Genomic DNA, 15,802 nt, shown 5'->3' on the forward strand with positions numbered 1-15,802 from the left:
CACAAGCGATGTCGAGAGCCGATCGGTTCACGACGCCGGTTTGGCGGGGATACAAGGTCCTTCGCTTCGTTCAGGATGACACTGCGCGCCCCCATCTTCCTACGTGGTCAACGCTGGCGTTTCGGGTTAACGTCTGGGCATGTTCGACAACCTTAAGAATCTCGCCAACATGCCCGCCATGCTCGCCAAGGCCCGCGAGCTGCAGGAGAAGATGAAGACCATGCAGGAGGAGCTGGTCCGCAGGACGGTCACCGCCGAGGCCGGCGGCGGCATGGTCGAAGCGACCTGCAACGGCAAGATGGAACTCGTCAAGTTGCGCATCGACAAGTCGAAGGTCGATCCGAACGACACGGAACTGATCGAAGACCTCACCGTCGCCGCGGTTCACGCCGCACAGGTGAAGGCTGCCAACATGGCCAAGGCCGAAATGGAACGCATCGCCGGCAGCCTGGGTCTGCCGCCTGGCGTGCTGCCTGGTATGTGAGGTGGAGCAGCGTTTGCCGCACGCTTGTGAGACAAGTGCGTCTTCGGTGCCACGGGTCGGCGGTACTCCGCAGACCCGCGCCAAACGGCGACCCACGCACCCTCACGGGACTGCCGAGTACGACCGACCCGTGGCACCAGATCGCGTTTCACGTTTTCACCCACCGCCATGGCCGTCTCATAATCCTCGGGCGAGCAAACCTGATTTCCCCCTTTTTCTCGCCCCGCATCTAAACCCCTGACCATTTCCCGCCGATGTCCGGGGCATGCTCGCACAAACCATCGCCGCGCCATCGTCTACCGTCCCGTTCGAAGAGCGCCGTCGCTCCGTCCGTCGGCCGACGGTCTGCGAGGCGTGGGTACGCTCCCCGACCGACACCGACGACACCAAGATCGAAGTTACAGCGCTGGACCTCTCCCGCCACGGCGTAGGCTTCGAGAGCCGCCAGCCGCTGCAGGTCAACTGCTTCTACTGGATCGAGTTGGAGATCGGCGACAAGCAGATCGCCCAGGAGGTGCGCGTCACCAGTTGCCTGGAATCCGATGACCTGCCGGGCGTTTATCGCGTGGGTGGAAAGTTCTGCTGAGAAACCCGGGCCCGCACCACCGGGCCACACCGATCGCAAATCGGTCGACACGGCCTATTTTGACGGCGACGGATGGACGAACTTTCGGTATTGTTCGGCCACCCGCATGGCCACCGATCGACGCATCTACTTCGTCAACCCGCCCTACGAGCGGATCGCCCCCGGCTACGCGTTCATCAAGCACCTGACCAACCGCTCGCCGTCGCTGGGTTTGCTTCACCTGGCGGCACAGGTGCGCGAGGTCGGCTACGAGCCGACGATCCTCGAAAGCGATATCCTCGATCTCGACTTCGACGGCGTCGCCGACCGCATTATCGCTGCGGCGCCGAGGTACGTCGGCATCACCCTTTTTACCGTCGGCGTCTGGGGCTCGGCCCGCATCGCCCGCAAGGTCAAGCAGGCTCTGCCGGACACCGTGATTATTGTCGGCGGGCCACACATCAGTTCGATGGGGCTGGAGACCGTCAAGCGGTTCACGGAGTTTGATGTCGCCGTCCAAGGGGAAGGGGAAAAGGTTCTTGTCGAACTGCTCAAGGCGTACGACAAGGCCGCCGAAACCGGCCAGCCCGTCGACCTGTCGCCGGTGCCGGCGATCATCTACCGCAAGAACGGCAAGACGACCGTCAACCCCGCCCTTCCGCTGGAACTGGTGCTCGACGAGCTCCCCTTCCCCGCATGGGACCTGTTGCCGAACTTCCCGCACGCCTACAAGCCGGCCGTTTACGACTACCCGCGCGGCCCGGTCGCGACCATCGCCGCCAGCCGCGGCTGCCCGTTCCACTGCAAGTTCTGCGACACGTCGACCTTCGGCGCCAAGGTGCGGTATTACTCGCCAAAGAAGGTCTTCGAGATGATGGTCTTTCTCCAGAAGAAATGGGGGATTCGCCACATCATGTTCGTGGACGACCTGTTCCTGGCGAGCCGTCAGCGGACGACGGAGCTGTGCAATCTGATTCTTGAGCACGGCCTGAAGATGACCTGGACGTGCGATGCCCGCGTCGACACGGTCAAGCCCGATCTGCTCGATCTGATGAAGCGGGCCGGCTGCTGGCAGATCAGTTTCGGCCTGGAGACGGGTTCGGACGACATGCTCCGCCGGATGGATAAGTCGGCGCGGGTGGAAAAGAGCGAGCGCGCCGTCAACTGGGCCGCCGAGGCGGGGATTCGCGTCAAAGGCCTGTTCATGCTCGGCTATCCGGGTGAGACGCGTGAGACCATCGAGATGACCAAGGCGTTCGTCCGCCGAATCCCGATGACGATCATGAACCTGACGAAATTCACGCCCTACCCCGGTTCGCCGGTCTATCGCGAGCTGTACGGCACGACGATCCGCGACGACCACTGGGAAAAGATGAACGGGATGAACTTCGTCTGGGCCCCCGACGGCATCAGCGTCGAAGAGCTCGACAAGCACTACCAGGAAGTCATCGGCTGGTTCTACAAGCAGAAGCGCGTCCGCCGGCGGTACGTGAAGGAGTCGTTCCGCAACCCCGGCCACCTGATCCGCCTCGGCCGCGCCGGGCTGGGCTTCGCGACGGCGAAGGTGAAGAGCTACCTGAAGGGGCGACGGGGTTTGCTCATCGATCGCGTCGAAACGGACCTGGACATGAAAACCGATCCCGCCACGGTTCCTGCAGTCGCCGGCGAATCCTGCGGCACCGGATGCGGCACCTCAGACAAAGCCGGCGGACTCGTGAAGCTAAAGATTTCGAGGTGATAATCAGTGACACGGGCTTCCGGCCCGTGCGCGCGACGTGGTCGTCGAAAGTTCCCCATACCCCGAAAACCACCTCTTTTTTGCGAAAAAGATAAGACGGTGCGAACGGCTCTTGGCCCGTCGCGTCGCCAGCACGGGCTGGAAGCCCGTGTCACTGACTGAACGTCTACCCGGCGCGGAATCTACGCATTCACCAGCTCTCCGTCCTGCATCCGCATCCGTTTCGGAAACCGCCCGGCCAGCTCCATGCTGTGCGTGACGACGACCAGCACGCTGCCGGTCTTGCTCGCCAGGTCGAACAGCAGGTCGGCGACCTGCTGCGCGGTTTTAGGGTCGAGGTTGCCCGTCGGCTCGTCGGCGAGCATCAGCGTGGGGCTGTTCATCATCGCCCTAGCGATTGCGACACGCTGCTGCTCGCCGCCCGACAGTTCTGACGGCAGGTGTGAAGCGCGATCGGCGAGCCCGACATCTTTCAGCAGTTGCCGTGCACGGTCGCCATCGGCTTTCGTTGCCTTGCCCTGGGCCAGCTTGGCAACCAGCACGTTCTCGGCCGCCGAAAGCTGCGGCAGCAGTAGGTGATCTTGAAAGATGAACCCGATCTTCGTGCTGCGGAACGACGCCAGATCTTTCGGCGACAGCGTAAACGGATCGACGCCGTCGAGCGTGAAACTGCCGCCGGTCGGCTGGTCGAGCGTTCCGAGGATGTTGAGCAGCGTGCTCTTACCGGAGCCGCTGGGCCCGACGATCGCCAATGGCGTTCCACGCGAGAGCTCGAGGTTGACGTCGCGCAAAACCACGAGCGGATCGTTCGGGGTGGGGTATTCCTTGCGCAGGTCGCGAACGACCACTGCCGCCTTGGCGGTGGTCAGCGGTGCCATCTGTGATATGCCGGTGGTGGTCATGGTCCCTCGTCCTGCTCGTTCCGCCTCGAAGTTCTGTTCAAATTGGGTGGCATGGGCGAGCGTAGTCGCCTGCCCGTGGTGACCGTCGCCAGTGTTCGCCACGGGCAAACGAGTACGCTTGCCCATGCCACCCGGCACGGAACTCGCAGCCCACCGTCGTTCTCACACCGCCACCTTCTCCTCCGCGATCGTCTTCTCGAATACCGCGAGCATGTCGTTAGACATTCTCCGCTCGCTGAACTTCTCCGCGACAGCGGCCTGACCCCTGCGACCAAGCTCACGCGCCTTGCTCGAATCATGCAGCAGGTCCGACAGCGCCTCGGCCAGCGCTTGCGCATCGTTCGGCGGAATCAGCACGCCGCCGCCCGTCGCCGCCACGAGTTCGGGGAACGAACCGTGGTTCGGCTGCACCACCGGCACGCCACGAGACATAGCCTCGATGATGCTGACGCCCTTGGGCTCGGGGATCGTCGTCGGCATGGTAAAGACGTCGATCGAATCGAGCAGTTCGATCTTCTTCTCGATGCTCACCTCGCCCAGCCAGTCGATCTGATCGCCCAAGCCGGCGGCGGTCGCGCGCTTCTTCAGGTCGGCGTACCACTTGGCGTCGCGGCTGCCGATATAGCCGGCCACTTTCAGCCGCACGTTCCACATGTTGGGCATGCCGCGCAGGCGGATCATCGCCTCGATCAGCAACCCCAGCCCCTTCTCCGGACAGGCCCGACCGACATAACCGATCGTCTGCGATTTACGCTTGCCGTTGGTCCCTGTACCGGCCTTGGGGGTCGCCTTGGGCGCGAAGTATTCGTTCGACAGCCCCGTGTAGACAACGTCGATTTCGCTTCGCTCGATACCCAGATACTCCGCCATCCGGTCGGCGTAGTAACTGCTGGTGGAGACGAACTGCGACACATGCTTCGCCCGGTCGCGGATGATTCGGCGGATCTGCTCGCGGTCGTCGGCACCCATCGCATCGAGGAAGATGTCCTCGCCCGTCAGCTCGCAGATGACCGGCACCCCGATGCGCTCGCGGAACTCCCGTGCCATGCCGGCGAACATCAGGTTCGGCAGGCAGATGACCTCGGGTTTCACGTGGTCGCGCATGAACTCCGTCAGACGGTGCAGTTCTTTTGCCGCCGCCCCGTCTTCGCCTTGCAGGACGTCCATCGTCAGCCCGGCAAACTTACCGGGGTCACCCTGTGCGCCGAACTTGCCGGCCATGTTGAGCAGCCAGGGGCGATCGAACACCCAGTCGAGCATCCGCGGCGTTTTGCGGAACATCGGCGACGAGTGCTGCAGATAGAGGTTCACCCCGCCGTAAAAGACCTCGTGCGTCGTGGTGACATCTCGCTCGTTTTTCAGCGGGGTGTAAAGCGGGATCAGTGTGACGACATGGCCCTGGTTGCGCAACGCATGGGCGATGGCGCTGTCACGAAGGCACGATCCGCAGTACATGCCGCCGGCGCCGGCAGCGAGAATACTGATGTTCACAGGGGCCACTCCTCTAAAGCAAAAGCACGGTTGGCTGGTCGCGTTCGTATTCTAGGCAATTGTCGGAAAATGCCAGTCGAATTGTGATCGGGTTCGCGGGGTATCCAAAAACCCCTTCGGCGCGGTCAAAGATTCAACACAAAGACCCAGAGGCCCGGAGACGAACCGCAGATTGCGCAGATTTCGTAGGAGTCAATCTGCAATACCTTCAGTTTCGCTTCGCTTTGCCGGTGTACGCAACGGATTTCCTGCCGCTTTGGCGCCTTGGCGTTCCTCTCGTCGATCGCGGCGGCCGGTGCTGTACCGGTCGCTTGATGTTTCAGGCCGCCCCCTTACCCTTGCCGGCGACCACCAACCGGAGCATCCACCTTGGCCCATATTCGCCCGTTCCACGCGATTCGCTACGCCCGCCGGCCCGACCTTGACCTGTCGAAGCTGATCGCCCCGCCCTACGACGTGCTCGACGAGAAATCCAAGGCTGCGTATGTCGCGCGTCATCCGAACAACATCGTGTCGGTCGATCTTCCCTGGCTTCCGCCCAAAAGCGTCGGCCCGGACTCGGCTTATCAGAACGCCAATATCACGCTCCAGAGCTGGCTCAAGACGGGCATCCTGACACAGGACAAGCGACCGGCGACCTACCCGTACATGCAGACGTTCGAGCATTCCGGCCGGACGTACCATCGCCGGGGTTTTATCTCGCTGGTCCGCCTGTCGCCGTTCGGGCAGGGACAGGTCGTGCCTCACGAAAAGACGTACGAAGCGCCGATCGAAGACCGCCTGAAGCTGATGCGCGCCACCAAGGCGCAGCTCTCGCCCATCTTCGGACTTTATTCCGATCCGCGGCACGAGGTGAACAACGCGCTCTACGCCAACGTCGGCAAGCCCGAACACGCCGGCGATCTGGACGGCGTCAAGCATCAGCTCTGGAGCGTGACCGACGCCGAAGTGGAAAACCGTGTGAGCGACCTGATGGGCAACAAGCCGATCTACATCGCCGACGGCCACCACCGTTACACGACCGCGCTGGCCTACCAGAAGGAAGTCGCCGCGCAATACCAGGCCGAGCACGGCAGCCCCCTTCCGCCGTCGCACCCGGCCAACTGGTGCCTGTTTGTGCTGGTCGGCATGCAGGACGACGGCATGCTCATCCTGCCGACGCACCGTATTCTGGGGAACGTTCCGAAGTTTGATATCGCCACATTCACCCGCGTCGTGTCGCCGAACTTTGAAGTCACCGAAACGCCGCTGCCGCCGGACCAGGTGGACGAGTTCGTCCGCAACATCCTGCCCATGCAACCGGCCCACACGTTCGGGCTGTACGACGGGCGGGCGAAAAAGCTGTACCAGCTCGCCTGCAAGAACCCCGACGTGCTCAAGAACCTGGAGCCCGGCCAGAGCGAGCCTTGGCGCCGGCTGGATGTGGCGATCCTGCAGCGCTACTTCCTGGACGAAGTTGTCACGCCGCTATTCGGCGAGCCAACGAAGTCGTACACGGCGTATGCAGACCAGGTTGTCCCCATGACCGATGGCGCGAAGAACCAGGTGGCGATCCTGCTCAAATCAACGCCGCTGGCCGCCCTCGAACAGCTCGGTCGCCACGGCGAAGTCATGCCGCAGAAGAGCACGTTCTTCTACCCCAAGCTCGCGACGGGCATGGCGATCAACCCGTTGTAGGGTTTAACGACTCTTCTGCTGGCCGGCGGCTGTGTCGTCGCAGGGTGGCATGGGCAAGTACCCTTGCCCGTGTCTGCCGGCGACCAAAGGCACGGGCATGCGTACATGCCCATGCCACAAAGAATCCGCCGAGCCGGTGCCCGTTTCTCCAACCGCGCATCACGGGCCATCCTGCCGTACAATGTCGGCGGTATTTGGAGATAACTACATGCGCGCATTCGTGACCGGACAAATCGGCGTCGATAAAGGCCCCTACCTCAAAGCCGTCCAGGAGATGGCCACCAAGAACGGCCATCAGCTCGAAATCTGCCACATCGGCAAGATGATGTACGAGGAGGCCCCCGACGTACCGGCCGGCCGAATCCTCAACCTGCCGATCACCCGCCTGAACACCCTGCGTCGCAGCGTTTTCAAGGAAGCCGTCCGCGCCGCTGAGACCAAGCCAAACGTATTGGTGAACACCCACGCCACCTTCCGCTGGCGACACGGGCTGTTCTCGGCGTTCGACTTCGACCACATCAAGGCGTTTAACGCCGACCTGTACATCACGATTCTCGACAACATCGAGAGCGTGCACCAGCGCCTCATCAAGGACCACGACATCGACCACACGCTGAAAGACCTGATGGTCTGGCGTGAGGAAGAAACACTCGCCACCGAGATTCTCGCCAACATCACCCGCGGGCACGGCCACTTCTTTATGGTCAGCCGCGGCCGCAGCATCCCCACGGTACAGACGATCTACCGCCTGATGTTCGAGCCCTGGCGCAAGAAGGTGTACCCCAGCTTCCCGATGAGCCACGTCATGGACCTGCCTGACACGCTGGCCGAGATCGACCGGTTCAAGGCGACGCTAAACGAGCATTTCATCACGTTCGACCCGGCCGATGTGGACGAGTTCGTGCTCCACACGATGGCGCTTAAGGCGCTCGCCGATGGACAGCTTCACTTCGACGCCGTCGGCGCCGAAGGCCCGATCACGCTGAAGACGGCAGACGTCGCGCAGATCAGCGGCGACATCATGGGCCAGATCTACGCCCGTGATTTCAAGATGGTCGATCAGAGCGACATGATCGTGAGCTTGGTCCCCGAGCTGCCCAACGGCAAGCCGGGGCTGAGCAGCGGCGTGGAACGCGAATTGCACCACGCGTTCGAAGGTGGCAAAGAGGTGTACGTCGTTTGGGCCTGCAAAGGGACGCCCAGCCCGTTCATCACCGAGACGGCGACGCGGGTGTTCAGGAGTGTGGATGAGGGAATCGAGTACTTCAGGACGAAGGGGTATATCCGGTGAGCGAATGGCGAGCGGACAGGAAGCCGTCGCAGCCTGCGTTTGTCGTGACGGAAGACGACAGCGATCGTCCGCCGCCGGATCCGAAGACAGAAAAGCGGCGGGACTCATGCGCGGTGGGCTGCATCGGAGTTCTCGCCGTCCTGGGCGTAACATTCGTGTTGCTGTGGCCGTATCCGCAGAATCACGACTTCACGTTCCGCGGCACGGTGACCGATATGAATGGGCAGCCGATTTCGGGGGCGACAGTCACCTGCCTGATGAAGATCGATGAGGATATGTTTCCGCTCCCGATTCCGTTTACCGGCAAGCCTCCCCGAAGCGAGAATTTGACCGCAGTGTCGGATTCGTCCGGAAGGTTCGCTTTTAACGGGCGGGCTCGCGAGGTGCGCGTCCACGCTTACTCTAAACCTCACGGCTGGGCTGTGAGCGAGGACATGTGGGGATTTGATAAGACGCCCGTGTTGACGGTAACGCTGAAACTCGATCAACGGCCTGGCGGATCGTCCGTCAGGATGCCTGTGACGAGGTCGGCAAAGTAACATCGTGCCCTCTCGGCGGTTCTCTCACACCCGAAGAACCGACGCTCCTTAAAAACGCCACTGCTGATGCCTGTGGCTGCGCTAGCGACATTGGATTGCGTCGCTGCCGAACGCAGCGCGAACGGGCATATACGCTCGATTGCAAGGCGGAGTGCTAGGAAGGTAGTCTTGCGCAAAGGGGCGTCGACTGACAGCGATCGAGTACCCGACGGACCACCTATGCCCTCCATCACCGTCTATCTCTCCAGCAGCAAAGACGTCGACGCCGTCTACCACGACGCCGCGACCGCTCTCGGCAAATCGATCGCCGCGGCCGGCTGGACGCTGGTCTACGGCGGCAACCCCATCGGCCTGATGGGCAAACTGTCCGATGGTGCCCGCGCAGGCGGCGGGAAGGTGGTCGGCATTACGCCGCAGCTCATGGCCGATGAAGGCATCGCCGACAAGGCGTGCGACGAGCTGATCGTCACCACCACCATGCGCGAGCGAAAGCACCTGCTCGAAACCCGCGGCGACGCCTTTATCGCCATGCCCGGCGGCATGGGGACGTTTGAAGAGCTGTTCGAAATCCTCGTCGGCCGCATCCTGGGATATCACGTCAAACCCATCATCCTGCTGAACATCGCCGGGTACTACGACCCACTGCTGGCGATGATCGAACACGGCATCGTGCAGCGGTTCATCAAGCCGCGGGCGAAAGAGGCTTACTTCGTCGCGACCACCGTTGACGGCGCTATCCGGCACCTGCACGACTGTTTTTCCGGACGTCTGCGGAGAGAGCATCCCGAAGGGGAGCCGTCGGCAAGGGAATAAGACGCAACACGTTCCCGAAGGCTATACTTTGCGTAGGTGCCTCGCCGATGACATCTTCGTCGGCGTCGGTTCGTCTCATGCAAGGCCGTGACCTTCCCATTCTCGCGATCGCCTTGGGCATTTCCGGTGTGTTCCACCTGGGCCTGTATGGCGGCGCGCGGCAGATTCCCGTTCACGGCCTGGGCGGGGGAGGCTGTGGCACCGGCCGGCTGGCCGGCGTAAGCCTTCTGGGTGATGGCACTGTCAAAGACGACTCGGCGGATATCCTCGCGAGCCTGATCAAGCCGCCACCGCTGCCAGAACTCCCTCCCACCCTTCCGCCGGAGCCTGTCGAGCCGCCAAAGGTCGAACCCCCTCCGCCAAAGGAAATGCCGCCGCCCAAGCCCGAGGTGGAGAAGTTTCCCGACAAGATCGGCCTCTTTGACGGAACGGGAATCGGCACACACAAGGCCGACGGCGACAAGCCGATGAAGGCCCAGAACGCCGACAGCGATCAGCCGTTCCTCAGCCGTGATCCGCGCGGGCCGGGGAAGATCGGCGATCCGTCCAAATCGACGATGCCCCCGGGGCAGAACGGCATCGGCGGTCCACCGGGCGGCGCACTGCCGCAGGAACCGGTCGTCGTACAACCCGCCCCGCCGCGACCGGTGCCGAAGATGCCGGATGCGGAGGTCGGCCAGTTCCGCCCCGGGCCGATCGAGGTGAAGATCCCGGTGCGGGAGGACGGCATCGACACGGCGGCCGAAAAGATCGACGAGAAAGTCGCCGAGCGTGGGCCACTGACGCCGGCGCGGCCGGGGGTCGACCCAAACGCAGTTGATCCGGGTCCCGCCAATGGCGGTGTAGCCGAGGCGACGGACCTGACCAAGCCCGTGCGATCGGCCCTCGAGTTGACGCCCCCGCCGCCGGCAAGGGCCGCGATGTCACCCCCGCCGGCTCCGCCGCTGCTTCGATTGCCCCCCGCCGTGGCGGCCCCGGTGGTGCCCGAAGCGCCCGCGATCGCGACGATTCAGCCGACACAGCCACAGGAGAAGCCGGGCCTGGCGAACACGGCCGTCCCCGGCCCGCCGACACCCGCCGCCGACCCGGCGCAGGAGAGCGAATCGGAGGTCGATCCGTTCAGTAAGATCGAGGCGGTGGTCCGGCAGGACGGCAAGATCGATCCGCAGTTCGGACGCGAGGTGAAGACCGTCCGCCCGCGGATCCCCATCGTCGGCATGATCGACGCGATCTCCGGTGCCCGGCGGGTGACGCTAAAAGTCCGCATCGGCCCCGACGGCAAGGTGCAGACGGTGCACGTGTTCAAGAGCAGCGGCAGCAACGAAATCGACCAGCCCTGCCTGATCGCGATGTATGACTGGTGGTTCGAACCCCTTAAAGACAAACGCGGCGTGCCGGTACCGGACACGATTCTGTTTACCCTGAACTTCAGGTAAATGTCACTTGTCATTGGTCACTGGTCACTTGTTGCCAGAACCAGAACCAGAACCAGAACCAGTGACCAGTGACCAGTGACAAGCGATCAGCAGTGAAACTCTCCGAACTCTTCTACTCGATTCAAGGCGAAGGAAAGCTGGTTGGCGTTCCTTCGGTGTTCATTCGCGCCAGCGGGTGCAACCTGCGATGCACCTGGTGCGATACGCCTTATGCGAGTTGGAACCCTGAAGGCGACGATGTCCCGGTTGCCGAGATCATGCGGCAGGTGGCCGCGATCGGCGCAAAGCACGTGGTGATCACCGGTGGCGAGCCGATGATCATGCCCGATATCGAAGACCTCTGCGTCGCCCTCAAATCCGCGGGCCATCACATCACCATCGAAACGGCGGCGACGGTCTGGAAGGATGTTCCGCACGACCTGGCGTCGCTGTCGCCCAAGCTGGCCAACAGCACGCCGACCGAACGTGAAGAGGGCAAGTACGCCGCGGCGCACGAGCGGCAGCGACTGAACTATTCCGTCATCCAGCGCTTCATCGATTCGGCCCCGGTGTTCCAGCTCAAGTTCGTGGTGGCCGGCGAAGCGGACCTCACGGAAATTGAACAGATTCTGGCCCGGCTCGACGACTGGACCCCGGCCGACGTGCTTCTGATGCCGGAAGGCACCGACGCGGCCACGCTCAATAGCCGCACACATTGGGTCAGCGAAGTGTGCAAGAAACGGGGCTACCGCTTCTGCCCGAGACTGCACGTGATGATGTACGGCAACAGGCGTGGCACCTGAAACGCGGCGACGAAACGCCGAACTTTCCGCTCGCAAATCTAGATGGCCGGATAAACCCACGGCGCGCGATACGGCCGGCTGAGCAGTGCGTTGGCCTGCGGGTCGTTGATGACCAATTCCTTGTCTGCGTCCCACTCCAGGCTCCGACCCACCTTGCACGAGACCTGCGCCAGCATCGGCAACACCGATGACCGGTGCGCCAGGCCAATGTCGGCCACGCCCGGCCGGCGGATCTCGATCGCTTCGATGAAATCTGCCCAAAGCAGCTTGATGTTGTGCCCGTCGGGCTGCTGCAACTGGGCGTCTTCGTGCACCTGCTTCTCATTGCTGCTGGTAGGGTAGAAGGTCCACCCGTCGCGCCAGCCGATGTGCAGCGTTCCCTTGGTCCCGTAGAAGTATGCGCCCAGCTTATGCTTCTCGGCGTCATTGCCGGCGAAGGCCCGGTTCTCCCAGACGCAGGTGAAATCCTGGAACTCGAACGTCGCGGTCTGGTGGTCGGGCGTATCGGTGGTCTGTTCGCGATCGTTCAGAATCGCCGCCCCGCGAATGGGCCGGCCGGCGGTGCTGAAGACGCGCTTCGGGTACTTCTCGCCACTCCACCACATCACCTGGTCGAGCCAGTGCACGCCCCAGTCGCCAATGGTGCCATTGGCATAGTCCAGGAAGTTGCGCCAGCCGCCGGGGTGCAGCTTGGTGTTGAACGGCCTCAGCGGCGCCGGTCCGCACCACATGTTCCAGTCCATGCCATCGGGCGGGGCGCTGTTGGGCGTTGGTTTTTCCGGGCCGGTGCCGCCGCCGTGGACGAACAGTCGCACCATGCCCACCTTGCCCACCGCCCCCGACCGCAGGAACTTCATGGCGCTCACGTGATGCGGGCCGATCCGACGGTGCAGGCCGACCTGCACCAGCCGCTCCGCCTGCTGCGACGCCCGCAGCATCGCCCGGCTTTCGTTCACGGTGTGCCCCGTCGGCTTCTCGACAAACACGTGCGCGCCGGCCTTGAGCGCGGCGATGGTCGTCAGGGCGTGCCAGTGGTCCGGCGTGGCGACGATGACCACCTCGGGCTTGTCCTTCTCGAGCAACTCGCGGTAGTCCTGATACGTCTTTGGGTCATCCCCTGACAGCGCGGCGATTTGATCGGCCGAGACTTCCAGGTTGGCCGAATCGACATCGCAAAGCGACGTCACCTTGCACCGGCCGGAGGCAAGGCCTTCCTTCAGGATGTTCTTGCCCCACCAGCCACTGCCGATCAGCGCGGTACGGTACTTTCGACCGGCATCGGCACCGCGAAGAATATAGGGCGCAGACAGATACGCGGTTGCGGCGGCGGTTGCCGACAAAAAGCGGCGGCGGGAAAGCGTCATGGTTCTGGCTCCGAGTCTCGGCGTTACTTGCGAACGTCCACGCACACGATCTGCCCCTTCCAATTACGGCAGTAGATCCGACCGTCCGACAGGACGGGGACCGTCCAGCACTTGCCGGTGAGGACCCGGGCACTGGCGACCTGCTTAAACCCCTGCGGCGACGCCGGGGCGACCGACAACTCCCCGTCGGCGGCCAGGGCAATCAGCTTGCCGTCGGCAAGAATGACCGTGCCCGAACCGAACCCGGGGTGCACCCACTTCTCGGTGCCGGTGCTTAGTTCGACGCACTTCAGCGACGCCTTCTCCGTCGTGTCCCCGTCCACCCCAAAAAGATGACCGTCGAACAGGACCGCCGCGTTCATCTGCGTTCGCAGCACGCGCGACTTCCAGACCTCTTTCGGCGGCTGATCGGCGGTCAGTTGCACCAGCGTGCACCCCTTGCCGTAGCCACTGCTGATAAACATTCGGCCGCCGTCAACGATCGGATCGGCGGCATTCACCCCAAACTGCGTCACCCAGCGGACACGCCATGCCTCCTTTCCGGTCTGCGGATTCACGGCGATGTATGACTGGGCAGACCCGAAGATCGCCAGCGTGTCCGTTCCGACACGGGTAAGGTACGGCGTGGAATAGCCGGCATCCTTCTTCCCCGATTGCCAGACGACCTTGCCGCTGGCCTTGTCGAGTGCGACGCCCGCTTCGCCGGCGTTCAGGAGCAGCAGATCCTGGTGCACGACGGGCGCGCCGCCAAACCCCCAACCGGGGACGTTTACGCCGAGCTGCTTCTGGATGTTCGCCGACCAGATCGGCTTGCCCGCGGCGGCATCCAGGCACCAGACATCGCCCGCGCGGCTGAGAAAGTAAACGCGATCTCCGTCCACGGTCGGCGTGCCGGTGGTGCCGCCTTCGAAGAACTTAGCGCCCAGTTCCGCAGGGTAGCTGTGCTTCCAGACGACCTTGCCGGTCTCGGCGTCCAGGCACACGATCGAGTCGGCATCGTCGGCATAGCCGGCGGTGTAAACCCTGCCCCTGGCGGCAACGAATGACGAGAATCCCACGCCCACCTGCGCCCGCCAGGCGATTCGCGGCCCCTTTTCGTCCCATGGAGCCCATCCGGCCTCGGTGGAGATGCCGCTACCCGATGGCCCGCGCCACACGGGCCAGTCGGCCCCGCGCGACGTCGTCGCCGCAAGCAGGAGCACGGAGCAGATCATCATTGGGAATCGCAGGGTCATAAAAAGCACCTCGGACGGATATCTTCTCTGCGGATATCTTCTCGAACAGTCGACCGACATGGCAACTTCCGACGCCGGACTTTTCTGACGGTCTCAACCAACGCCTCGCAACCTGCGACGACGCCACCCAGTTTACCACCGAACCAGGAAATCTGATGAAACCCGACAGCGCGTCCACTCCGAAAACCGTCGAACAGGATCCTCGCGTCATCTTTGCCGCCGAGCGAACCCTGCTCGCGTGGATTCGAACCGGCCTGGCATTGATGGGGTTTGGCTTTGTGGTCGCACGGTTCGGGCTGTTCATCGCGGAACTTACCGCGGCCCGGGCCGGCGCGGGGCAGATCCCCGCCGACTCAAGCCGCGGCCGGGTGAGCTTGGCGATCGGCGTGGTGCTGGTGGTCACCGGCGTGGTGATGAACCTGCTGTCGACCATGAGCCATGTTCGCACGATGCGCCGTCTGCGCGACGGCGTCGCGATCACACCCAACGCCTGGTCGGCCGCGACCATGCTCGCACTCCTGATGGCTGCCCTAGGCGCGGCGATGGCCTGTTACCTTCTGTTCGTGCACTGATGTGGCCCGGTCCACCGGATCCTAAGGGTCCCCCCGCTCCAGCAACATTCAGGGCCGGCCGGCGTTATCGGTAGGAGACCACTCAAGGAGAACCATGATCAGTGCCAGGAACGTCAAATCCATTCTTCTCGCCGCCGCTTTCGGCTCGCTCGCCTTCTGTGGCTTGGCAAACGCCGATCAGAAACCGGCGATGGCGGTGCCCGGCAAGGTATTGTTTGAGGACGACTTTTCACGGTCCGAACTCCCGCCGAAATGGAAACTCGGCAAAGGGTTCTTTGCCATCAACGACGGCGTCGTCACCGTCACCGAGAACCCGGCCGACAACCATGGCGCTTATTTCAAAGCACCCTTCGCCTACAAGGACATCGTCGCGGAGTTCGCCTTCAAGTTCGACGGCGCTAAAAGCTTCAACTTCGGCGTTGACGATCTCTCATACAAGGGTTCACACGCCGGACACATTTGCCGCGTCGTGGTGACGCCGACCCAGGTGAACCTCGGCGACTCCAAGAATGGCTCGATGAAGAACGAAGTGTACGAGAAGATGAAGGACCCCAAGACGACGCCGGAAGAGAAGAAGAAGATCAACGAAAGCATCAAGCCGCTGACGAGCATCTATAAGGTGAAGTTGGACACCGCCGTCTGGCACAAAATGCGTGTGGAAATCGTCGGCGATGAAATGCTGGCGACGATCGACGGCGCGCCGGTCGGTTACCTGAAGGCGCCGGGTGTCGCTCACGAAACCAAAGCACTGATGGGTTTCACGGTCACCGGCAAGAGCACACTGCTCGATAACGTGAAAGTGTGGGAAGCAACAGCCTCGCCGGAGTGGGCAATGAACAAGGACGCGGTGTTGGCGGCGATGAAAAAGTAGATCTGACGTCGCCAACGAGATCGCACGTGGCATGGGCAAACG

Annotated in this window: 15 protein-coding genes; 11 read left to right on the plus strand and 4 right to left on the minus strand. The window is 62.9% G+C overall.

Annotated features, from left to right (window positions below):
• Nucleotides 1-139 precede the first annotated feature (139 nt).
• From IPV69_RS07005 to IPV69_RS07015, 3 genes are all read left to right on the plus strand, one after another.
• Nucleotides 140-484 carry a YbaB/EbfC family nucleoid-associated protein gene (locus IPV69_RS07005; protein WP_206294220.1) on the plus strand — a complete coding sequence of 115 codons (345 nt, stop codon included), beginning with the start codon at nt 140-142 and terminating at the stop codon, nt 482-484.
• Between the two features lie 265 nt (nt 485-749).
• Nucleotides 750-1,070, plus strand: a complete 321-nt coding sequence (locus IPV69_RS07010; protein ID WP_206294221.1) for a PilZ domain-containing protein — start codon at nt 750-752, stop codon at nt 1,068-1,070.
• Between the two features lie 106 nt (nt 1,071-1,176).
• Complete coding sequence (locus IPV69_RS07015) at nt 1,177-2,787, plus strand: B12-binding domain-containing radical SAM protein (RefSeq protein WP_206294222.1); 1,611 nt, start codon at nt 1,177-1,179, stop codon at nt 2,785-2,787.
• A 182-nt stretch (nt 2,788-2,969) separates the two neighbouring features.
• Here IPV69_RS07015 and IPV69_RS07020 read toward each other — a convergent pair whose 3' ends face one another.
• Together IPV69_RS07020 and IPV69_RS07025 are read right to left on the minus strand one after the other, a co-directional pair.
• On the minus strand, nt 2,970-3,689 hold the full coding sequence (locus IPV69_RS07020) for an ABC transporter ATP-binding protein (RefSeq protein WP_206294223.1): 720 nt from the start codon (nt 3,687-3,689) through the stop codon (nt 2,970-2,972).
• Nucleotides 3,690-3,851: 162 nt separating this feature from the next.
• Nucleotides 3,852-5,180 (minus strand): glycosyltransferase family 4 protein, encoded by a 1,329-nt coding sequence (locus IPV69_RS07025; RefSeq protein WP_206294224.1) that lies wholly within the window; start codon nt 5,178-5,180, stop codon nt 3,852-3,854.
• Between the two features lie 369 nt (nt 5,181-5,549).
• Between IPV69_RS07025 and IPV69_RS07030 the strand changes: the two genes are divergently transcribed.
• The 6 genes from IPV69_RS07030 (at nt 5,550) to IPV69_RS07055 (ending at nt 11,718) form a co-directional block, all read left to right on the plus strand.
• Nucleotides 5,550-6,857: a DUF1015 domain-containing protein gene (locus IPV69_RS07030; RefSeq protein WP_206294225.1), complete on the plus strand. Its 1,308-nt coding sequence runs from the start codon at nt 5,550-5,552 to the stop codon at nt 6,855-6,857.
• A gap of 208 nt (nt 6,858-7,065) precedes the next feature.
• Nucleotides 7,066-8,148 carry an AAA family ATPase gene (locus IPV69_RS07035; RefSeq protein WP_206294226.1) on the plus strand — a complete coding sequence of 361 codons (1,083 nt, stop codon included), beginning with the start codon at nt 7,066-7,068 and terminating at the stop codon, nt 8,146-8,148.
• 44 nt (nt 8,149-8,192) lie between these two features.
• A complete protein-coding gene (locus tag IPV69_RS07040) occupies nt 8,193-8,687 on the plus strand; it encodes a carboxypeptidase-like regulatory domain-containing protein (RefSeq protein WP_206294227.1) in 495 nt (164 codons plus the stop codon).
• Between the two features lie 219 nt (nt 8,688-8,906).
• Nucleotides 8,907-9,500, plus strand: a complete 594-nt coding sequence (locus IPV69_RS07045; RefSeq protein ID WP_206294228.1) for an LOG family protein — start codon at nt 8,907-8,909, stop codon at nt 9,498-9,500.
• Nucleotides 9,501-9,577: 77 nt separating this feature from the next.
• Complete coding sequence (locus IPV69_RS07050; RefSeq protein WP_206294229.1) at nt 9,578-10,936, plus strand: TonB family protein; 1,359 nt, start codon at nt 9,578-9,580, stop codon at nt 10,934-10,936.
• Nucleotides 10,937-11,028: 92 nt separating this feature from the next.
• Nucleotides 11,029-11,718 carry a 7-carboxy-7-deazaguanine synthase QueE gene (locus IPV69_RS07055; RefSeq protein ID WP_206294230.1) on the plus strand — a complete coding sequence of 230 codons (690 nt, stop codon included), beginning with the start codon at nt 11,029-11,031 and terminating at the stop codon, nt 11,716-11,718.
• A 38-nt stretch (nt 11,719-11,756) separates the two neighbouring features.
• On the opposite strand, the gene IPV69_RS07060 is transcribed toward IPV69_RS07055, so the two are convergent.
• Nucleotides 11,757-13,082, minus strand: a complete 1,326-nt coding sequence (locus IPV69_RS07060) for a Gfo/Idh/MocA family protein (RefSeq protein ID WP_206294231.1) — start codon at nt 13,080-13,082, stop codon at nt 11,757-11,759.
• A gap of 23 nt (nt 13,083-13,105) precedes the next feature.
• Nucleotides 13,106-14,317, minus strand: coding sequence for a PQQ-binding-like beta-propeller repeat protein (locus IPV69_RS07065; protein WP_206294232.1), 1,212 nt, complete (start codon nt 14,315-14,317; stop codon nt 13,106-13,108).
• Nucleotides 14,318-14,472: 155 nt separating this feature from the next.
• On the opposite strand from IPV69_RS07065, the gene IPV69_RS07070 reads away from it, so the two are divergent.
• Together IPV69_RS07070 and IPV69_RS07075 are read left to right on the plus strand one after the other, a co-directional pair.
• Nucleotides 14,473-14,889: a YidH family protein gene (locus IPV69_RS07070; protein WP_206294233.1), complete on the plus strand. Its 417-nt coding sequence runs from the start codon at nt 14,473-14,475 to the stop codon at nt 14,887-14,889.
• Nucleotides 14,890-14,983: 94 nt separating this feature from the next.
• Nucleotides 14,984-15,760 carry a hypothetical protein gene (locus IPV69_RS07075; RefSeq protein ID WP_206294235.1) on the plus strand — a complete coding sequence of 259 codons (777 nt, stop codon included), beginning with the start codon at nt 14,984-14,986 and terminating at the stop codon, nt 15,758-15,760.
• The last annotated feature ends 42 nt before the right edge of the window (nt 15,761-15,802 follow it).

Origin of the sequence: Humisphaera borealis, assembly GCF_015169395.1 — a bacterium.
Lineage (GTDB): Bacteria > Planctomycetota > Phycisphaerae > Tepidisphaerales > Tepidisphaeraceae > Humisphaera > Humisphaera borealis.